Raw genomic sequence first — 18,904 nt, forward strand, 5'->3', positions numbered from 1 at the left:
ACGTCCCGGCACACCCGTCCCCGTCCCGGACGGTAGCCTAGGATGTGCAATGCCGTCGAACAGCAACGGAAGTCAGGTGAGTCTCCTCGTGGAATTTCGCGGGTTCCTTTATGGCTTCTACGAAAGGCGGCTGCTCAGCGAGCTAGCCGGCGGCCGCATTCCCAAGCACATCGGCGTGATGGTGGACGGCAACCGCCGCTGGGCCAAGCAGTTCAATGCACCCACCAGCCAGGGCCACCAGGCCGGCGCGGACAAGATCCATGAATTCCTGGGCTGGTGCCAGGAACTCGGGGTCAAGGTGGTCACGCTGTACATGCTGTCCACGGACAACATGAGCCGGTCCAGCGAGGAGCTGGATCTTCTGATGGGCATCATCGCCAACACCCTGGACCGTCTGGACGAGGACGCCAACATCTCGGTCCACGCCATGGGCGCCCCCGAGCTCCTGCCCGACTACCTGGCTGAACGGCTCAACAAGCTCACGGCGCGCACGCCGGTTCGCGAAAAGATCCATGTCAACGTTGCGGTGGGCTACGGCGGACGCCGGGAGATCGTCGACGCCGTGCGGGAGCTGCTTCACGACGCCGTCGCCAAGGGCACAGACATTGCGGTGCTCGCTGACTCGCTGTCCGTCGACGATATTTCCCGCTTCCTCTATACGCGCGGCCAGCCGGATCCGGACCTGGTCATCAGGACGTCGGGGGAGCAGCGGCTGTCAGGGTTCCTGATGTGGCAAAGCGCCTACAGCGAGTTCTACTTCTGCGAGGCGTTGTGGCCCGCTTTCCGAAAAGTGGATTTCCTTCGCGCCCTCCGGGACTATGCAGGCCGGCAGCGGCGCTTCGGCACCTGATCTGTCAGCGCCGTTCACGCGGAATTCACACGGCCGCAACAGGAATCGCCGACGGATGGCACCGGAAATTACTGGGCGGGGATTTACGTTGTATCCATCAGCAGGCAAAAACGCCAGCTGATCGGGGAGGCCAGTACATGGAGCGAAATTTCGCACCGGTTGTATGGGAGGCCGGACCCGGCCTCCAGGCCGAGCCGCCTCACCAATAACAATTCCGGGCGCGTGTCCGGGGCTGGAGTCGATGTGGCTATTTCTGAACAACTGCCCGAGGCCGTTTTTGACCAGGGACAGAAAGCTACCTCTCGCACCACGCGAGCCACCTCACAAGCCGGTGCAGCAGACGAAAATTCTGCGGCCGGTTTTGCTGTCTCCGGAAGGGACGCCACTATTAGTACCTTCGTCATTGACACCTCCGTCCTGCTCTCGGATCCACGGGCGCTGCTCCGCTTCGCCGAGCACGAAGTCATTGTTCCGATCGTTGTCATCACGGAACTTGAGGGGAAACGGCACGACCCCGAGCTGGGCTACTTTGCCCGCACAGCGCTCCGGCTGCTCGATGACCTCCGGGTGAAACACGGTGGCCTGAGCCGGCCAATCCCCATCGGCGACCAGGGCGGCACCCTGCTGGTGGAGCTGAACCACATTTCCGCCGACGTGCTTCCATTGGGTTTCCGCAGTGGCGACAACGACAGCCGGATCCTCGCCGTGGCCAAGAACCTGGCCAATGAAGGCCGGAACGTCACGGTGGTTTCGAAGGATCTCCCCATGCGGGTCAAGGCCTCCGCTATGGGACTTACAGCCGACGAATACCGCAACGAGCTCGTGAAGGATTCGGGCTGGACCGGCGTTGCCGAGGTGGAAGCCAGCGAGGAAGAAATCTGCACCCTGTACGGCCACGAGCCTGTCTTCATCCCCGCAGCCGCGGAAATGCCGGTCAACACCGGGCTGGTGATCCTCTCCAACCGGGGCTCAGCCCTAGGCCGGGTGGGCGCCGACAAGCAGGTGCGGCTGGTCAAGGGGGACCGGGACGTATTCGGGCTCCACGGACGGTCCGCGGAGCAGCGGTTGGCCATCGACATGCTGATGGACCCCGCCGTCGGAATCGTTTCGGTCGGCGGGCGGGCCGGCACCGGCAAATCCGCGCTGGCCCTGTGTGCCGGCCTGGAAGCGGTGCTGGAACGCCGCGAGCACCGCAAGGTGATCGTGTTCCGCCCCCTCTACGCCGTAGGTGGCCAGGAACTCGGCTACCTGCCCGGCTCCGAGTCGGAAAAGATGAACCCCTGGGCACAGGCGGTCTTTGACACACTCGGTGCCCTGGTCAGCCAGGAAGTCGTGGAAGAAGTCATGGACCGCGGCATGCTGGAGGTTATGCCGCTGACGCACATCCGCGGACGCTCCCTGCACGACGCGTTCGTGATCGTTGATGAGGCCCAGTCACTTGAGAAGAACGTCCTCCTCACCGTGATGAGCCGAATCGGCCAGAACTCCAAGATCGTCCTCACCCACGACGTCGCCCAGCGTGACAACCTGCGCGTCGGCCGGCACGACGGTATTGCCGCCGTCGTCGAAACCCTGAAAGGACACCCGCTCTTCGGCCACATCACCCTCACCCGCTCGGAGCGCTCCCCGATCGCAGCCCTGGTAACTGAACTGCTGGAGGGCGCCGAAATCTAGCCTTACGATCCGGTAGCGAGGGCCGTGGTTCGGCTCGTCGGGCCACGGCCCTTCTCCGTCGGAAGTGCCCTCAGCGAGCCCCGAGGAACTTGGCTGCTGCTTGGTGGCCCTTCACTTGCAGGGTCCAGTCGGGGCGTTTGAAGGTTGCGGGGGTGAGGCGCACCTTTTGGACTTCCACGGCCTTGCCGCCCCAGGACTGCCTGTTGGTGCCGTTGAGTTCGTAGCCGAGGGAGTGGGACACGCCCAGGGAGGCGGCGTTCCAGGCTGCGGCTTCGGATTCGGCGACTTCGGCGCCAAGCCAGTCGAACGCGTAGAGCGCGACGGCGGCCCGCATCTCAGTTCCGAGTCCCTGGCCGTGGAGGGACTGCTTGAGCCATGAGCCGGTGCTGACGGTCTTGAGGGTGGCAAAGTCCTTGGCGCCGATGTCCTGGCAGCCGATGAATTCGTTCCGGTACCAGATGCCCAGGAGCACGGTCCAGTCCTCGGGCGTGGCCTGGCCGCGGCAGCGCCAGTACCACTGCGCCATGTTGTGCCCCAGAGTTTCCGCCGGCAGTTCTGTCCACGGCGTGCTGAAGGGGTTCCGGCCGGGTTCGTGGACCCCGCTCGCGGCCGCTGCAACCGCGGCAGGAATGTCGGCGTCGGAAATGGGTCGCAGCACTAGGCGGGGTGTGGTCAGCTCGAGGCCGAAGAGGGGCCAGATGGAAGTCAGCGCGGTCATCAGGGAAGCCTAGCCCAGGGCGGGCCACGGGGCTTGTCAACCGCCGGTGATGGCCGGAGAGGGAGCTGCGATCAGGTGCGGATGTCCCAGCTGATGTGACGGCGGACGTCCGTGAGGTTCATGGACTCGGCCACAAACAGGTCGTCCAGCATGTATTCATCCACGGCGAGGATCCGGATCCAGTGCCCATAATTCGGGGTTGCCGCGTCCAGTGACTGGCCGGCCACGCAGACGCCTGTCTCCAGGTCGATGCGCACGCGGTTGCTGCCGGGCAGGCAGAGCGAAGCGGCAGGATCCGTTGGATGGTAGGACGCGGTGGGTGTCACGGTTGCCTCCAGCGCCGGCCGGCCATCGTGATCCACAGGGCGGACGGCGTCGACCTCTACGGCGTTGGTGCCCGGGAACTCGATCGGGACCGGGGCACTCCCTGCGAGTTCCACGGGATCAAGGGCAGCCGAGAAACGGCCGTTCCCGAAGCCTGGCTCGCCGTATGCTGCCTCGGGCCGGCGCCTGACCAGGCCGCCGTCGTCGTAAACGGGCGCCACGAGGTGGGGCGGCAGCAGCCAGGACTTCCGGGTGGCGCTGACGTACAGCCCGTCCTTGGAATCGTTGATTCCGGTGGTGCTGTGGAGGACAAGCCGGTCAGCGGTTTCCAGACGAAGCGCACCGGGTCGGCGGAGCCAGGCGCGGACCAGCGGTGTGGACGGGTCTGGGACGTCGGAAAACGGTTCATCCCAGTATTCAAAGCGCAGTGACTGCCACTTCCAGGGGGAAGACCGGCAAAGGTTCCGGAACATGGTGCTCAGGTCCGCAGCGTCCGCGCTGCCCTCCGGATCCGGCCGGCGCCTGGTGTCCCATGTCGACATATCCACAGTTTACGCGTGGGTTCTGCGGTGCGGCGCACCAATCCAGTAGCATCCGAGGGGTGATCCGACGACTCGATGGACTGTGGGACGCCACCCCGCTGGCGTTCTGGCTGGTGCTGGCCGCTTGTGCCTACTTTTGTGGCATGGCAGTCCGCCTGACGGTTATTGACGTGCGCCACCACCTGCTGCCCAACCGGATTGTCTTCCCCTCGTACGGCGTGGCCGGGGTCCTGTTGCTCGCGGCTGCCTTGGTGCACGTGATTGCGGGCCCTGCCGCGATACTGGGGTCACCTGACGGTGCTGCCGAGCTCCTGGGGATCCCGGCGCTGCGCATCTTGGCCGGCGGGGTGGTTTTGTGGGCTTTCTATTTTGTCCTGCGGATGGTTTACCCGCCCGGCATGGGCTTTGGCGACGTGAAACTGGCCGGCGTCCTGGGAATGTATCTTGGCTATCTTGGCTGGGGACACGTCTTTGCTGGGACGTTCGCAGCTTTCCTGCTGGGCGGCCTCTGGTCGATGGCCCTGCTGGCGGCCCGCCGCGGCACCTTGAAATCTTCGATCCCGTTTGGCCCGTTTATGCTCGCCGGTGCCGCCGCGGCCATGCTGCTGCCGGCCTGACGCGGTCCGGGATGCCCATTTCGAGCCGTGACGGGAACAGCTCGTCGGTGACATACAACAGGGGCGCCGCGACCCCCAAGATCGCGGCGCCCCTGCCGGCTATTACTGTGGCTTCCGCCGCTGCGGCGTACAGCCGTACGGCGCCGGTCAGCGGCGTCGGGAGGCCAGCTCGCCGTCGTCGTCCGTCAGGCTGTCCGAGGCGCCCCGGACGGCGGTCTCCTTCTCCGTCCCGCCCTTCAGCAGGGCCAGGTGCTCTGCTTCCAGGCGTTCTGCTTCCGCGCCGCCCAGGGATGCGCCGATTTCGCGGAAGTAGTCGTTCGTGCTGGTCGCGGTGCCGATCTGATCGGCAGGGACAGAATTATGCACCACGAGGACGATGACCTGCATGATCGTTCCCAGTCCTGCACCGAACACAAAGAGCTGGACGCAGATCACCCAGATGGGCGTTTCGGCGGTCAGGGTGGTGAGCCACGGCATCGCCGCGATGGTCAGTGAGGCGCCAAGGATGGGGAACGTCTTGTACTTGCCGGTCTTGGAGATCCGGATCCCAGAGGAGATGGCCATGCCCATGAGGCCCACCATCATGGGCAGCATCAGAAGCCCCGGATTCAGCGGCTGAGGTCCTGGAGGACATCTGCAGGAGCGTGGGGACGAAGGCAATGGCAGCGAACATGCCCAGGCCCAGCGTAAAGCCGATGGCCGTGGCGGCCGGCACCTTCCGTGGGAAGGTGCCGGCCGCGGTGGTTCGTTGGTGCTGAGTGCCTAGAAGCCGGGGGTCAGGCCTTGTGCGGCGGGCGCGTCATGGACATAACGTCCAGCGCGGTGTCCAGCTGCTCTTCGGTAACCTCGCCGCGCTCCAGGAAGCCCATGGCGACCACGGTCTCACGGATGGTGAGGCCCTCTGCCACGGCCTTCTTGGCGATCTTCGCCGCGTTCTCGTAGCCGATGTACTTGTTTAGCGGCGTCACGATCGAGGGGGACGCCTCGGCCAGGAAGCGGGCGCGGTCCACATTGGCGGTGATGCCATCGATCATCTTGTCCGCCATGACCCGGCTGGTGTTGGCCAACAGCCGGATGGACTCGAGCAGGTTGGCGGCCATAACGGGGATGCCGACGTTGAGCTCGAAGGCGCCGTTGGTGCCGGACCATGCGATGGCGGTGTCGTTGCCGATGACCTGGGCGCAGACCATGATGGACGCCTCGCAGATGACCGGGTTAACCTTGCCCGGCATGATCGAGGAGCCCGGCTGCAGGTCCGGGATGGCGATTTCGCCAAGGCCGGTGTTGGGGCCGGAGCCCATCCAGCGGAGGTCATTGTTGATCTTCATGAAGGAGATCGCGATGTTGCGCAGCTGGCTGGAGCCTTCGATGAGGCCGTCGCGGTTGGCCTGTGCCTCGAAGTGGTCCCGGGCTTCGGTCAGAGGCAGTCCGGTGTCCGTGGCGAGCAGTTCGATGACTCGTTCCGGGAAGCCGGCCGGGGTGTTGATGCCCGTGCCCACAGCGGTGCCGCCGAGCGGGACTTCGGCGACGCGGGGGAGAGCGGCGTTGATGCGTTCGATGCCGTAGCGGACCTGGGCTGCGTAGCCGCCGAACTCCTGGCCGAGCGTCACCGGGGTGGCGTCCATGAGGTGGGTGCGGCCGGACTTGACGACGTCCTTGAACTCCACGGCCTTGCGCTCCAAGGACTCGGCCAGGTAGCCGAGCGCCGGGATGAGGTCGTTGATCAGGGCTGAGGTGGCGGCAACGTGGACAGACGTGGGGAAGACGTCGTTGGAGGACTGCGAGGCGTTGACGTGGTCATTCGGGTGGACAACTTTGTCGCTGCCGGCGGCCTTGAGGGCGCGGGTGGCCAGCTCGGCGATGACCTCGTTGGTGTTCATGTTCGAGGACGTGCCGGAGCCGGTCTGGAAAACGTCGATGGGGAAGTCGCCGTCGTACTTACCGGCAGCTACCTCATCGGCAGCCGCTGCGATCGCCTTGGCCAGCTCGCCGTCGAGCACCCCAAGTTCTGCGTTGGCCTGCGCGGCCGCCTTCTTGACCCGGGCGAGCGCCTCGATGTGCGCGCGTTCCAGGGTCTTGCCGGAGATGGGGAAGTTTTCAACTGCACGCTGCGTCTGTGCACGGTACAGGGCGTTCACGGGGACGCGGACTTCGCCCATCGTGTCGTGTTCAATACGGAATTCTTCAGTGGAAGTCATGGGGCTAGCTTAGGGCGATCTGTGGCCCGGACTAAAACCGTGAACCGCATGCTACGGGCAAGGATTCAGGCTTGGCCTAGACGTCGCCGATCCCGGAAACCACGTTCGCGCGGCCCTCGGCGAGGCTGTAGGAGAGGCCGATCACCGCGGCGCGGCCGTTCTCGATTGCGGCGGAAATCACACGGGAGCTGTCCACCAGGCGCTGGGACGTCTGCTTGACGTGCTCCACCACCATGTCGTTGATCTCGTGCTCGCCGTTTCGCATGGACGTCAGTACCGAAGGCGTGATGCGCTCCACCAGGTCCCGTATAAAGCCCACCGGCATGTTCCCGGTGTCCACCGCGGACTTGGTGGCAATGACGGCGCCGCAGCTGTCATGCCCCAGCACCACGATCAGCGGCACCCCCAGCACGCTGATGCTGTACTCGAGGGAGCCCAATACGGCGTCGTCAATCACCTGGCCGGCGGTGCGCACCACAAAGGCGTCCCCCAGCCCCAGGTCGAAGATGATCTCGGCGGCGAGCCGGGAGTCCGAGCAGCCGAAGATCACGGCAAACGGGTTCTGATTTTCCACCAGCGACGACCGGCGGGACGCGTCCTGGTTCGGGTGCGACGATTCGCCGGCAACAAAGCGTTCGTTGCCTTCGCGCATACGGCGCCAGGAAAGGGCAGGGGTCAGATAGGTAGCCACGGGCCTACTTTACGGGGCGGTACTGGCTGACGGTGAAACTGTGACAGCCGGATTGGCTTCCATGGACTGCACGACGGCGGCGGCGAGTTCGGCGAATTCGTCCAGCTGGGCGCTTCCCGTCAGGACAACGGTGGTTCCGCGGTAATTGAGCACCATGCTCTTTTCGCCTTTGCCGGTGTCATGCAGTTCCCAGTCCTGCCCGCCCGCCGCACGCTTTCCCGTCACGGGAGCGCTCTTGGTCTGCTGGACGAGCCAGGTGGGGTTGGACTGGCGGGTCTGGACCAGGCCGATGAAGGACTCCTTCGGGGTCAGGTAGCCAACCTCCCAGGTGGGCACGCCGCTGCCGCTACCGGACTCCCATCGTGCGTAGTTGGACGCGTACGACTTGCCGGTGTCCGGTGTTACGGGTGTGAATCCCGCCACATCCGTGGCATTCCGGGCCACGGCGCTGACATCGATGTCCGGGCGGAATCCGTCGCTCTTGGGGAGGGGGTTCATCAGGATAACGGGCAGGAAGGCGGCGATGCTGACCACCAGTGCAACGACCATGCCGATCACCGAGGCATTGGCGCGCTTAGCCGCTGCGGCGGGGATCACTGGGCGGACGGGGGCTGTTTCGGCAGTGCCTGCGTCGTCGCCGTTTGCTCCGGAGTCGGAGGGGTCGGGGCCGGGGCTGGTCTTTTCCTGCATTTCGCTCACCTCTCTATAGTCGCCCATGTTCAGGCACAACTCACAGTCGGGGGAGTGCGGGAGGCTTACAGCCCATGTTGCAGGACCGCGTCATGCCACGCCCCGAAGGCGCCTCCACGACTATGATCAGTACCAGAGGAATCACCGCACCGGCTGAATCCGGCCGAGCGGGTCCAATGATCGCCACTCGAAGAAGAGGTTCACGTGTCACCAGCGCCTATGACCCAGCAGTACTCCACGATTTCCCCCTCCCTGGCCGTGGGCATCGACGAGCCAGACCGCAACCTCGCCCTTGAGCTTGTCCGCGTCACCGAGGCCGCGGCCATCGCCGGCGGCCACTGGGTTGGTTTCGGTGACAAAAACAAGGCTGACGGCGCAGCGGTTGACGCCATGCGCTCCTTCCTTCACACGGTCCACTTCAACGGCGTTGTGGTCATCGGCGAAGGCGAAAAAGACGAAGCCCCCATGCTGTTCAACGGCGAACATGTTGGCGACGGCACCGGTCCTGAGTGCGACGTTGCCGTGGACCCCATCGACGGCACGCGCCTGACCGCCCTCGGCATCAACAACGCCCTGGCGGTCCTTGCCGTAGCTGAACGCGGCTCCATGTTCGATCCTTCCGCCGTGTTCTACATGGAAAAACTGGTCACCGGCCCGGAAGCCGCCGACATGGTGGACCTCCGCCTGCCGGTCAAGCAGAACCTCCACCTGATCGCCAAGGCGAAGGGCGTGAAGGTCAACCAGCTCAACGTCATGATCCTTGACCGCGATCGCCACCGCCCCCTGGTCGAAGAGATCCGTGAAGCCGGTGCGCGCACCAAGTTCATCATGGACGGCGACGTGGCCGGCGCTATTGCCGCGGCCCGCTCCGGCACCGGCGTCGACGCCCTCATGGGCATCGGCGGCACCCCGGAAGGCATCGTTGCAGCCTGCGCCATCAAGTCGCTCGGCGGCGTTATCCAAGGCCGGCTGTGGCCCACCAGCGACGACGAGAAGCAGAAGGCGATCGACGCCGGCCACGACCTCGACCGAGTGCTGTCCACCAATGACCTCGTGTCCAGCGACAACTGCTACTTCGCGGCCACCGGCATCACCGACGGCGACCTCCTCAAGGGCGTTCGCTACTCCAAGGACAAGGTCCTCACCCAGTCCATCGTGATGCGCTCCAAGTCCGGCACCATCCGCTTTGTTGACGGCGAGCACCAGGCCAGCAAGTGGGAAGGCTACGCCCGCAAGAACTAGCAGGTTCTTCACCCCGCGTACTCCTGCGCGAACGGATACTTGAGGCACCGAAACCGTGGGGCCTCAAGTGTCCGTTCGCGCATGTCCCCTGCCAATGGAGCCACTTTGGACGTCCCCGGCCCGGTGGCGGGATTGCAAGGCGGCCTTCACCAGTTCGATGACGAAGGGTTTGTCTCCCTCAAGGTCCTCCTTGAAAACCCTGACTTCCGTCCAGCCGAGCCGTTCAGTGACGGTCCGGCGTTTGTTGTCGAGCCGCACCTGGCGGGACTCCGAGTGATGGGCGCCGTCGTACTGCAGTGCCAAGCGATGCTGAACGTACGCCGCATCCGGCCACACCGCCGGCTGCCCCCAGCCATTGCGGATCACGTGGTTCAAAGCCGGTTCGCCGAGGCCTGTGCTTGCCAGTGCCAGCCGCATCTTTGTTTCCTGTGGGGAATCGGCGCCAACCCTGATCTCGTCGATTGCCAGCCGTGCCGTTTTCATCCCCCTCATCCCCGGATGTGCAGCGATCATGCGGTGGAGATCATTGATCGTGGCCATTGGCTCCTTGGGCCGGGGAAAGTCTGTGCCGTGGCAGTTAACCACGGAATCGACCGACGGCGATTAACTCATCAACGGTGAGCAGATTTGCCAAATCCAGCCAGGTCCGGGCAGGCGAGGTGACGCGGACGCCGTCGTGCATCACCACTTCGCCTGGCTTGAACGTCATCCGATGGCCAACGACGTTCTGGCGCCGGGGCCTGCTGCCGTCACGTTCCCTGGCCACGTGGATCCGCCAGTCGTCCTGTAGCCACGGCGGCAGCCCTAACTCCCATATTCTGCCGCCCGAGTTATGCGTGAGCACCGACGTTTCGTCCAGTGCCGTGTAGGCTTGGAGGTTGCCCGGGACGCCCGCGCAGCTTTCCAGAGGGATGCGTACGCCCCGGGATGGAATAACGACGTCAGGCTGCCGCTGCCGTTTGCGCGACACCCCCAACGCCGCCGCGGTGGCCGACGTAAACGATCCGGTGAGTAGCTGCTCGGGGAGTGGTGCCAGGCCCATGCTTCAGTGTGCACACGTCTGGCGGTGGCAAAGCCGTTATCCACAGGCTTTGGACCGGTCGGATGCGCGAGAGGACACTTGTGGCCCTGGGCAGAGGCTCCAAGCCCGGGGCTTAAGTGTCCGTTCGCGCCGGGGGTGAGGCGGGGGTGCGGAGGGCACGAAGCGTGTCGCGCAGCTTGCGGGCCAGCTGGTACGCGTTATACCGGAGCTTTTGCACCGGGAGGTCCCAGGTGCCGGGGTACGCCACCTCGCGGCCGCCGAAGGACTTCTTGAACGCGGTGAATCCCGCCCATTTGTGGTTGGGCTGATCCGCAGGCGCAACGCCCCACAGGTCCACGTGTTTCAGGCCCCGGTCCTTGGCGTCCGCCATCATGGTCACCAGGAGCGGTATGCCCGCGCTGAGCTTGCGGTGGGTACCATCCAAGGCGGCGTGGGCATACGTCCTGGTGTCTGCGGAATCGTACGCGAAGGCTGCCGCGATCGGCTCGCCGTTGAGCTCGGCGATGAACAGCGTGGCTGCGCTGGCGGGCATCAGGGAGGCTGCCACCTGGGTCAGGTACTCGTCGCTCTGCGGCTTGAAGCCGTTCCGCCGGGCGGTCATGTGCAGGAACTCCAGCAGGATACCGATGTCGTCCGGGTCCTTCGACGTCCGGAAGGTCACGCCCTTCTTGTGGATGTTCCGGTAGAGGTTCCGGTTCACGGGTTTCATCGCGGCCAGGACGTCCTTGAAGTCACCTTCGAGGTCCACGATCCAGCTGAGCTCAGGCTGCTGGTTCACAGGCGCCGGCTGCAGGCCGCGCCGGCGGAGCTCCGCGGCGGCCGGTAACTCAAGACCCGAGGACACCGGCTCAATCCGGACAAACACCGCCCCGCACGACCGTGCGGTGGCAACCAGGGCGGCCAGGGCGGCGTCGAACGCCTGCATCGAGGATGCCACGGGTCCATAGGGGGCGTAGAGGACCTTGCCGGCCGGGTTTTTCTCCTCCACGGCCAGGAAGCTCCAGCCCGGACCTGACTGCTGATGGACGGTGCGGCCCAGGGACGCCTGGACTTCCGCCCAAGCGGGTGTCTGCAGGAAGAATTCCACGGTTCAGGCCTTCAGGGCTGTGGTCACGGCGAAGGCAATGGCCGGTGACTCTGCTCCGGCCACGGGGTGGACATTGACCGGTGCTTCCGCAGCCGGCAGGAAGGCGCTGCCGCCGCGGGTCAGCTGCAGATCGCCCTTTGGCGAATCGAGATACACCGATCCGGCCACAACAATAACGACGACGGCGCCCGCCTGTGCCAGCGGGACCGGCTCCGCGCGGGGTGCCAGCTCGATCCGCTGAAGCTGGAACTCCCGGAAGGGCGGCTGATAGAGCTCCTGGCCAAGGCCGGAGAATTCCGGCGTCAGCCTGGGGATGGCCACCGACTGGAATTCGACGGTCCGGAGCAGCTCGGGTACGTCGACGTGCTTCGGCGTCAGCCCGCCCCGAAGCACGTTGTCCGAGGACGCCATGACCTCGACACCCATGCCGTGCAGGTAAGCATGCACTTTGCCCCCGGGGAGGTAGACGGCCTCGCCCGGGGCCAGTGAAATCCTGTTCAGCAGCAGCGAAATCAGTACGCCAGGATCGCCTGGGTACTTCTCGTTGAGGCTGATGACCGTGGAAAGTTCCGCCTGGTAGGGTGCCAGCGGAGCGCCGGAGATCAGGGCGGCCGCCACCAACGCTGTGGTGTGCGAGACGTCGTCGCCGCCCTTGATCAGCCGCTCGAAGGCACTCTTGAGACCGGCGTTCTCATCGGGGTTTTCCAGGATCTCCAGCAGTTCCACCAGCAGGGGCGGGATCCCGGATTCCACCAAGTCGAAGCAGGCGGCAAGGTGGAGCAGGATCTCCCGGGTTGCAGCCGGCGCCCGGAACCCGCACAACGCTTCGAACGGGGTCAGCGCAAAGAGCATTTCCGGCTTGTGGTTGTCATCGCGGTAGTTGCGGTGATCGGCATCGGGCGCAATGCCTTCAGCATTCTCCAGGGCGAATCCTGCTCTGGCCTGTTCAATGCTGGGGTGGACCTGGAGCGACAGAGGTTGGGCGGCGGCAAGGATCTTGGTCAGGAAGGGGAGCCGTGGGCCAAACTCTGCCACAGATTCGCTGCCCAGGAAATGTTCCGGATCCTCGGCAATCAAGGCGTCTAGCGCTGCCACGGAACCGTCCGCCCGGCGGGCCATGGAAGGGGCGCCGGGATGGGCTCCGATCCAGAGCTCGGCTTCCGGCCGTCCGGACTCGGGGCGTCCCAGCAGCGCTGCGATGGCTGTGGTGGATCCCCAGGCGTAGTCGCGGAGGGCGTTCTCAATTTCGTACACAGCCGGTGTCCATTCTTGGTCTACAGGTCTACAGGTCTACAGGTCTACAGGTCTTCGTGTTCGTGTTCGTGCAGTCAGGGTGCTGCGGCCGGGATTCCGGCGAAGGCGCTGGGCCTAGAGTGGCGCGCACTTGCCATTGGTGGCCACCAGTTCGCGCAGGGCCTGTTCGTTGCCTTCGCTCTTGAGCTGGTTCAGCATCGCCTCGGTGATCGGCTCGCCGTCGGGAGTTGTGGTGACCGGGGTGAAGTCCGACGGCGGGGCAGTCTGCGCGGGGGTTCCACCGGCTGCCGGGAAGGCAGCCATGGGCACCCGCGCCGACGCCTGCAGCCGTCCGCCCGCCGTAGCGGGCTCAACGGGGCCGTCGACGGGCGAGGCAGCCCGGGGTCCCGACGCGGAGGCCAGCAGCTCGTCCACCTTGTCGTGAATGATGTCAAAGTCTGGCACCGTGGAGAAGGACGCGTCAAAATCCGGCGGTCCGATGGTCAGCCGTTTGACCTCCTGGCCCTTGGACTTCATGGCGAGATCCACGAAACTGCCCAGCTGGGATGAGGAGATGTTTGACTCAACAACCTTGGTGCCCGCACTGGCGATGTCCTCGAACTTCGAGAGGAGGGTTGCCGGGTCCAGTTGTTTGAGCATGGCCTGCTGGACGCACTGTTGCCGCTGGATCCGGGCGTAGTCGTCAACAAACTCGCGGGAGCGTCCGTACCAGAGCGCGTGAAAGCCATCGAGCTTCTGGTCACCGGCGGGAATCCAGCCGTCCGGCATCCCGTGGATGCCGTTGGCCTCATCGATCATGGGGCCGCTGATCGGCACCCAGCCGCCAGCCTTGATCCGGATTCCACCCATGGCGTCGATCAGTTTGGCGAAGCCGTCCATGTCCACCAGCACGTAGGCCTGGACTGTGATGCCGAGGGTTCCCGACACCGCCTCAAGCGTGGCCTGCGCACCGGGGTCTGCAACGCCTGGGTACAGGTCCGCGTGCTCGTTTGTCACTTCGGTGTTGATGGCGTTGATGAGGCACTCGTTGCCGCAGTCGTAGCCGTCCGGGTAGAGCTTGCGCATGGGCGAACCTTCGCTGAACTGGGCGTCCTGCAGGTTGCGCGGCACTGAGATGATGGCAGTCTGGCCGGTCTTGGCGTCCACGCTGAGCACGGAGAGGCTGTCCGGGCGCCGGCCTGTGCGGTCGTCGCCGGCGTCACCGCCCATCATCAGGAAGTTGTAGCGGCCGTCCGCGGGATCGATCGTTGGGCCCCCAGCGAAGATGCTGCCGATGGCGTTGCGGCCCACGTTCAGGAGGTAAGCGGCATACCCAAGGGTGCCGCTGCCCAGGACCAGGGCAAGGACCAGGGCGATGCCGACGGCGGGACGCGCCGCCGGTGCCAGCAGGACGGGGCGGATCAGCCGGAGTGTGTTGATGAACAGGAATGCCCATCCGAGAGCCAGTGCGACCAGGACCAGGATGATCACCAGCGAGGCAAACTGATTGGTGAGGATGTTGATCAGGAGCGACCGGTTAACTGCCAGCAGCAGCAGGATGACCGCCAGCAAAGCCCACGCGATGAGGGTGACGCGCAGCGCAATGCGGCCAAGCTTGCGGTCGCCGGCCACAATTTGGGCGCTGCCGGGCACAAGGAGGGTCATCAGGACCAGGGCCAGGCCCCGTTTGGTCCGGACTGGCGCGGAGGCGCTGGACGGATACCGGACAGGATCAGTCATGACTGTGCCGGTTGCTGGCTGCTGCGGGTCGCTTCTGGGCATGTCGGGTTCCTTAACGGCTGCCCCGGAGAACACCATTGCCGTCGGCGAAGACTTCGCTGACTTTTTGCCTGAGGTTGGCTCCCTTGCGGGTGGCGGCGTCGTTGAGCTCCTGGGCGAAGTCCACGAGGTCGGCGCGGAGCGAGGCTGCCAGCTGGTCCGTTCCCGACGCGAGGATCCGGACCGCGAGCAGGCCTGCGTTCCGGGCACCGGCAATGGACACTGTGGCTACGGGGACGCCGGCCGGCATTTGCACGATGGAGAGGAGGGAATCCATACCGTCCAGGGTCTTCAGTGGGACCGGGACGCCGATGACGGGCAGGGGCGTCACGCTTGCCAGCATGCCGGGAAGGTGGGCGGCTCCGCCGGCGCCGGCGATGATGACCCGGAGCCCGCGCTTGTGGGCGGTCTGGCCGTACCGGATCATTTCGGTGGGCATCCGGTGAGCGGAGACCACATCGGCTTCGAACGGGATGCCGAACTCAGCCAGTGCATCGGCGGCGGCTTCCATGACCGGCCAATCCGAGTCTGAGCCCATGACCAGCCCAACGATGGGATGGGGGCCGGTGCCGGCGGTGGTTTCGGTAGTCATGCGTTCTCCTCGGAAATCCGTGCTGATTCTTCGCTGGGAACCCGGCCGTCGCGGATGATGGCCGCCACCCGGGTTGCGCGTTGCCGGACCGAGTCCACATCATCGGTGGAGGTCCCGACCAGGTTGACATGGCCAATCTTGCGTCCCGGACGCACGGACTTGCCGTAGCAGTGGACCTTGGCGGCCGGCTCGCTGGCAAGGGCGGCAGGGTAGGCGGAAAACAGGTCCTGGTTGGCGCCGCCGAGGAAGTTCTTCATGACCACTATCGGGCCCAGAATGTCGGTGGCACCCAACGGCAAGTCCAGGACCGCCCGCAGGTGCTGCTCAAACTGGCTGGTAACGGAACCGTCCTGGGTCCAGTGGCCAGTGTTATGGGGCCGCATGGCGAGTTCGTTGATCAGGAAGCCGACGCCGGAGCCCGGCGTTTCAAAGAGTTCCGCCGCCATCACTCCGGTGACGCCCAGTTCCGAGGCGACGCGCAGAGCCGCGTCTTCCGCGGCGGCGGCGACTTCGAGGGGGATGTCCAGGGCAGGGGCAATGACTTCGTCGCAGACACCATCCACCTGGATGGTGTGCACCACGGGCCAGGCCCTCGCTTCGCCGCCCGGTGTCCGGGCCACCAATGCGGACAATTCGCGGCTGAACTCAACCTTGGCTTCGGCGAGGAGCGGGCTCATGGCCTCGAACCACGGACCAGCCTCTTCGGCGGCGTCGGCGGAATCGATGATCCGCACGCCCTTGCCGTCGTAGCCGCCGCGGGGCATCTTGAGGACAACGGGCCAACCGGTTTCGTCGCCGAAGGCCACGAGCGCGGCGACGTCAGCCACGGCAGCCCACGTGGGGTTTGGGAGACCCAGGCTGTCGATGGCAGCCCGCATCACCAGTTTGTCCTGGGCATTAACGAGGGCGTCCGGGCCGGGCTGGACATTGACTCCGGCGGCCAAAAGCGCCCGGAGGTGGTCCGTGGGGACGTGTTCGTGGTCGAACGTCATGACATCCAGGCCGTCCGCGAAGTCGAGGAGTGTCTGGAGGTCCTTGTAGTCACCTATCGGTGAGGTGGACACAGCCGATACGGCTGAAACGTCCTCCGCCTCAGCCAGGACACGGAGTTCAAAGCCAAGGGCGGTAGCGGCCGGGGCCATCATGCGCGCGAGTTGGCCGCCGCCAACAACGCCGATTACTGGAAAAGTCACATGTGCCAGCCTACAGAAAAGCTCACCGGATCCGGGCTTTGGGACGCCGAGGGGCCAGCTTTTCGGGTATTTTCGTCACCACTCTGCATTCTGCGGGGGGCCGGTTCACTGTTTTCGGGTCTAAAATGGACCTCTGGCCGTGTGGCCCATTGAACGGACGGCCATGGAGGGTCATGTTTAGCGCACTTTCAGATCGTATCCGGGGGCTCGCCTCGCTATTTTGGCGTGAAGTAGCCAAGTTCGGTGCCGTAGGCGGTGTGGCGTTCGTCATTGACTCGGCAATCTTCATTTGGCTGTTCACCGGTCCGATGCACGGCAGCGAGGTCTGGGCCAAGGCCGTGGCAACCATCGTGGCCAGCATCTTCTCGTGGGTTGCCAACCGCTACTGGACGTTCCGCCACCGCAAGCAGGCCAATGTGGCCCGCGAGGCCGTGCTCTTCGCCATCATGAACCTGGTAGGACTCCTGATCGCTTCAGGCTGCGTATGGTTTGCGAAGTACATCCTGGACCTGAACGACAAACCCTCGCTCTTTATTGCAGGCAGCGTGGTGGGCCTGGTCCTGGGCACCATTTTCCGCTTCTTCGCTTACCGGTTCTGGGTCTTCAACGAAGAACTGGACCAGGAGCCGGAGTTCTCACACGACCACGAGCTCATCGAGCGGCATCACCAGGAGAAGGCCGCCGCCCTGCGTGGTGAACAGCCGGACGGGGACTCGCCGGAAAGCAGCCGGCAGCCCTGACGCAGCCGGCAGCCCTGACGTAGGCGGCTATTTGCCGTGGATGCGTTCCGCGGCCAGCAGCTTGTCCGTGAGCTCCACATCGGGGTGCGCCAGCACCACTGAGCCGCCGCTGTGCCACGCGCCGAGCGAGTTCGCGAGCGCCGGTTCCAGACCCTCGGCAGCGGGGACCAGAAGCCTGACGCCTTCCTCATGCGAGGCCGCAAAGCCAGAGATCAGTTCTTCGTGGATGTGCTGCTGGCCTGCTCCGGCCCGAATGGCGCAGGCGGCGGCCGACGGATCCGTGTGCGCCATGAAGACGTCACCGTGGGAGCGCACCTCGGCGGCGTAGTCGAGGACTCCGGCAGGCAGCTCACCCGGCCACCGCATCGCCAAAGCGGGCAGCGCGACGGCTATGACGGCGTCGTACTTTGCCTCAACGGTTCCGGGACGGTCGGTGACGAGGAGTTCCGCCGCCCCGCCGTCGAGCACTGTTTCCATGCCCAACTGCCAGGCGGCCAATGCCCAGATCATTGACTTCCAGTGGGCTGGCAAAGCAAGGTTCAGCCGCATACCGGGTTCTGCGTCGAGTTCGTCCTGCAGTAAATTACTGGTTTTTGCCACCCAGTTATCCAACACGCGGCCGGAGAGTTCCACGCGTTCGGAGTCCGGGCCGTACCAGGTCAGGCGGGGCGACGTCGCGTGGCCGGAACGCAGGGTGGTCATCAGTTCTATCGCCGGGATACTCATGGCTTTATCTTGTCACGGACGCTGTGGGGCGGCCTTGGCGGGGATGCCCCGCGCGGAGTCCCTAACAAGAGCACAAGAGGGTCCAGTCGCGCTGTGATGTTACTCACAGAGAGTTTGTCATCTTATTTGTCTTATTCGGACAGCGCCTGTATTTTGGCCGCTATTCAGCGGAACCGGGGCACTTTGCGTGCCGATGTGGACCGTCAGGCCTCCGGAGCGCCGGTCCTTCGGAAAACTCCCGGGCGTGGCGTGCCAGCTGTTGGCCCGGAAAGTTGATTATTATCCCGTCCACAGCTTGACTCCCCACTAGTTACACACGTGTAATTAGATATCGAAAGTCGCTGCATTAATTCAGGCACACAACCGAGTGTCCAAGAATCCAGGCAGGGACTGCAACTTTCAGGAGGGTCGCCGTGGGGCTAGCAGAGCGTATCCATGAAGATGCCGTCGCCGGCCAGGCAACGGCTAAATACCGCGCACGGGGGGTACCGAGCGACTGGTATGTGGATCCTGCCGATCCTGAGGCGGCGGACCGCTACAACCGCAACACCAAAGACTCGGCCCAGGACCAGGCTACGGCCCTCCTGGCGGCGCACGAAGCACTTCTTGAAGGCGGACACGACCAGGACGATGACGACCTGGATCCGCCCATGGAACTGCGCACCCCGGCACAGGGGACAATCACCCAGCCGGTATGGATCGGACTGCCATTCCGGCAGGACTTCGACGACGAAGGCGAACTCGGCTGGCAGACTGATGCATTGTGCGCGCAAACGGATCCGGAGGCCTTCTTCCCGGAGAAGGGCGGATCCACGCGCGACGCCAAGAAGGTCTGTGGTGCATGCAATGTGCGGTCGCAGTGCCTGGAATACGCGCTGGCAAACGACGAACGGTTTGGCATTTGGGGTGGCCTTTCCGAGCGTGAGCGCCGGCGGCTAAGGAAGCGAGCAATCTAATTCTTCAGGA

The 18,904-nt window shown here is 64.8% G+C and carries 19 protein-coding genes and 1 pseudogene; 6 read left to right on the forward strand and 14 right to left on the reverse strand.

All coding sequences use genetic code 11. From position 1 onward, the window contains the following. Window positions 1-88: 88 nt before the first annotated feature. Both ACQCS0_RS06510 and ACQCS0_RS06515 read left to right on the forward strand, forming a co-directional pair. Window positions 89-850 (forward strand): isoprenyl transferase, encoded by a 762-nt coding sequence (locus ACQCS0_RS06510; RefSeq protein ID WP_354154208.1) that lies wholly within the window; start codon window positions 89-91, stop codon window positions 848-850. 243 nt (window positions 851-1,093) lie between these two features. Continuing rightward, a complete protein-coding gene (locus ACQCS0_RS06515; RefSeq protein ID WP_354153926.1) occupies window positions 1,094-2,524 on the forward strand; it encodes a PhoH family protein in 1,431 nt (476 codons plus the stop codon). Window positions 2,525-2,594: 70 nt separating this feature from the next. Here the strand turns inward: ACQCS0_RS06515 and ACQCS0_RS06520 are convergent, their stop codons facing one another. Continuing rightward, the gene (locus ACQCS0_RS06520; protein ID WP_354153925.1) at window positions 2,595-3,242 is read right to left on the reverse strand and encodes a GNAT family protein; all 648 of its coding nucleotides are present in this window, start codon (window positions 3,240-3,242) and stop codon (window positions 2,595-2,597) included. Window positions 3,243-3,313: 71 nt separating this feature from the next. Next, window positions 3,314-4,108: a hypothetical protein gene (locus ACQCS0_RS06525; RefSeq protein ID WP_354153924.1), complete on the reverse strand. Its 795-nt coding sequence runs from the start codon at window positions 4,106-4,108 to the stop codon at window positions 3,314-3,316. A gap of 59 nt (window positions 4,109-4,167) precedes the next feature. On the opposite strand from ACQCS0_RS06525, the gene ACQCS0_RS06530 reads away from it, so the two are divergent. Then, window positions 4,168-4,725: a prepilin peptidase gene (locus tag ACQCS0_RS06530; protein WP_354153923.1), complete on the forward strand. Its 558-nt coding sequence runs from the start codon at window positions 4,168-4,170 to the stop codon at window positions 4,723-4,725. Between the two features lie 276 nt (window positions 4,726-5,001). Here the strand turns inward: ACQCS0_RS06530 and ACQCS0_RS06535 are convergent. From ACQCS0_RS06535 to ACQCS0_RS06550, 4 genes and pseudogenes are all read right to left on the reverse strand, one after another. Further along, a pseudogene (locus ACQCS0_RS06535) lies at window positions 5,002-5,431 on the reverse strand (MFS transporter); the annotation flags it as partial. Between the two features lie 70 nt (window positions 5,432-5,501). Beyond that, complete coding sequence (locus ACQCS0_RS06540; protein WP_354153922.1) at window positions 5,502-6,923, reverse strand: class II fumarate hydratase; 1,422 nt, start codon at window positions 6,921-6,923, stop codon at window positions 5,502-5,504. 76 nt (window positions 6,924-6,999) lie between these two features. Next, a complete protein-coding gene (locus ACQCS0_RS06545) occupies window positions 7,000-7,614 on the reverse strand; it encodes a carbonic anhydrase (RefSeq protein ID WP_354153921.1) in 615 nt (204 codons plus the stop codon). Window positions 7,615-7,623: 9 nt separating this feature from the next. Continuing rightward, window positions 7,624-8,304: a DUF4245 domain-containing protein gene (locus ACQCS0_RS06550; RefSeq protein ID WP_354153920.1), complete on the reverse strand. Its 681-nt coding sequence runs from the start codon at window positions 8,302-8,304 to the stop codon at window positions 7,624-7,626. 219 nt (window positions 8,305-8,523) lie between these two features. On the opposite strand from ACQCS0_RS06550, the gene glpX reads away from it, so the two are divergent. Beyond that, the gene (gene glpX, locus ACQCS0_RS06555) at window positions 8,524-9,546 is read left to right on the forward strand and encodes a class II fructose-bisphosphatase (protein ID WP_181037131.1); all 1,023 of its coding nucleotides are present in this window, start codon (window positions 8,524-8,526) and stop codon (window positions 9,544-9,546) included. Window positions 9,547-9,609: 63 nt separating this feature from the next. Here the strand turns inward: glpX and ACQCS0_RS06560 are convergent, their stop codons facing one another. The 7 genes from ACQCS0_RS06560 to ACQCS0_RS06590 form a co-directional block, all read right to left on the reverse strand. Then, on the reverse strand, window positions 9,610-10,086 hold the full coding sequence (locus ACQCS0_RS06560; RefSeq protein ID WP_354153919.1) for a hypothetical protein: 477 nt from the start codon (window positions 10,084-10,086) through the stop codon (window positions 9,610-9,612). Between the two features lie 37 nt (window positions 10,087-10,123). Beyond that, on the reverse strand, window positions 10,124-10,588 hold the full coding sequence (locus tag ACQCS0_RS06565; RefSeq protein ID WP_354153918.1) for a hypothetical protein: 465 nt from the start codon (window positions 10,586-10,588) through the stop codon (window positions 10,124-10,126). 112 nt (window positions 10,589-10,700) lie between these two features. Beyond that, entirely contained in the window at window positions 10,701-11,675 is a 975-nt protein-coding gene (locus ACQCS0_RS06570; RefSeq protein ID WP_354153917.1) for a peptidoglycan bridge formation glycyltransferase FemA/FemB family protein, read from the reverse strand. Between the two features lie 3 nt (window positions 11,676-11,678). Then, window positions 11,679-12,929 (reverse strand): mannose-6-phosphate isomerase, class I, encoded by a 1,251-nt coding sequence (gene manA / locus ACQCS0_RS06575; RefSeq protein WP_354153916.1) that lies wholly within the window; start codon window positions 12,927-12,929, stop codon window positions 11,679-11,681. 114 nt (window positions 12,930-13,043) lie between these two features. Further along, window positions 13,044-14,690, reverse strand: a complete 1,647-nt coding sequence (locus ACQCS0_RS06580) for an LCP family protein (RefSeq protein ID WP_354153915.1) — start codon at window positions 14,688-14,690, stop codon at window positions 13,044-13,046. A gap of 10 nt (window positions 14,691-14,700) precedes the next feature. Further along, the gene (gene purE / locus ACQCS0_RS06585; RefSeq protein WP_354153914.1) at window positions 14,701-15,279 is read right to left on the reverse strand and encodes a 5-(carboxyamino)imidazole ribonucleotide mutase; all 579 of its coding nucleotides are present in this window, start codon (window positions 15,277-15,279) and stop codon (window positions 14,701-14,703) included. Then, window positions 15,276-16,424, reverse strand: a complete 1,149-nt coding sequence (locus ACQCS0_RS06590) for a 5-(carboxyamino)imidazole ribonucleotide synthase (RefSeq protein ID WP_354154207.1) — start codon at window positions 16,422-16,424, stop codon at window positions 15,276-15,278. The genes purE and ACQCS0_RS06590 overlap by 4 nt, the downstream gene beginning before the upstream one ends. A gap of 221 nt (window positions 16,425-16,645) precedes the next feature. Between ACQCS0_RS06590 and ACQCS0_RS06595 the strand changes: the two genes are divergently transcribed. After that, the gene (locus ACQCS0_RS06595; protein ID WP_354153913.1) at window positions 16,646-17,212 is read left to right on the forward strand and encodes a GtrA family protein; all 567 of its coding nucleotides are present in this window, start codon (window positions 16,646-16,648) and stop codon (window positions 17,210-17,212) included. A gap of 27 nt (window positions 17,213-17,239) precedes the next feature. On the opposite strand, the gene ACQCS0_RS06600 is transcribed toward ACQCS0_RS06595, so the two are convergent. Then, window positions 17,240-17,938 (reverse strand): TIGR03089 family protein, encoded by a 699-nt coding sequence (locus tag ACQCS0_RS06600; protein ID WP_354153912.1) that lies wholly within the window; start codon window positions 17,936-17,938, stop codon window positions 17,240-17,242. Between the two features lie 413 nt (window positions 17,939-18,351). On the opposite strand from ACQCS0_RS06600, the gene ACQCS0_RS06605 reads away from it, so the two are divergent. Beyond that, window positions 18,352-18,894 (forward strand): WhiB family transcriptional regulator, encoded by a 543-nt coding sequence (locus tag ACQCS0_RS06605; RefSeq protein ID WP_354153911.1) that lies wholly within the window; start codon window positions 18,352-18,354, stop codon window positions 18,892-18,894. Window positions 18,895-18,904: the final 10 nt, after the last annotated feature.

Source organism: Pseudarthrobacter sp. S6, from assembly GCF_050156575.1.
Classification (GTDB): Bacteria; Actinomycetota; Actinomycetes; order Actinomycetales; family Micrococcaceae; genus Arthrobacter.

Bases quoted from the DNA above. Each gene is read 5' to 3' on its own strand.
- ACQCS0_RS06595 (WP_354153913.1), top strand. From the start codon at position 16,646: ATGTTTAGCGCACTTTCAGATCGTATCCGGGGGCTCGCCTCGCTATTT.
- ACQCS0_RS06600 (WP_354153912.1), bottom strand. From the start codon at position 17,938: ATGAGTATCCCGGCGATAGAACTGATGACCACCCTGCGTTCCGGCCAC.
- ACQCS0_RS06550 (WP_354153920.1), bottom strand. From the start codon at position 8,304: ATGCAGGAAAAGACCAGCCCCGGCCCCGACCCCTCCGACTCCGGAGCA.
- ACQCS0_RS06520 (WP_354153925.1), bottom strand. From the start codon at position 3,242: ATGACCGCGCTGACTTCCATCTGGCCCCTCTTCGGCCTCGAGCTGACC.
- ACQCS0_RS06525 (WP_354153924.1), bottom strand. From the start codon at position 4,108: ATGTCGACATGGGACACCAGGCGCCGGCCGGATCCGGAGGGCAGCGCG.
- ACQCS0_RS06580 (WP_354153915.1), bottom strand. From the start codon at position 14,690: ATGCCCAGAAGCGACCCGCAGCAGCCAGCAACCGGCACAGTCATGACT.
- glpX (WP_181037131.1), top strand. From the start codon at position 8,524: ATGACCCAGCAGTACTCCACGATTTCCCCCTCCCTGGCCGTGGGCATC.
- ACQCS0_RS06590 (WP_354154207.1), bottom strand. From the start codon at position 16,424: ATGATGGCCCCGGCCGCTACCGCCCTTGGCTTTGAACTCCGTGTCCTG.
- ACQCS0_RS06540 (WP_354153922.1), bottom strand. From the start codon at position 6,923: ATGACTTCCACTGAAGAATTCCGTATTGAACACGACACGATGGGCGAA.
- ACQCS0_RS06560 (WP_354153919.1), bottom strand. From the start codon at position 10,086: ATGGCCACGATCAATGATCTCCACCGCATGATCGCTGCACATCCGGGG.
- ACQCS0_RS06565 (WP_354153918.1), bottom strand. From the start codon at position 10,588: ATGGGCCTGGCACCACTCCCCGAGCAGCTACTCACCGGATCGTTTACG.
- purE (WP_354153914.1), bottom strand. From the start codon at position 15,279: ATGACTACCGAAACCACCGCCGGCACCGGCCCCCATCCCATCGTTGGG.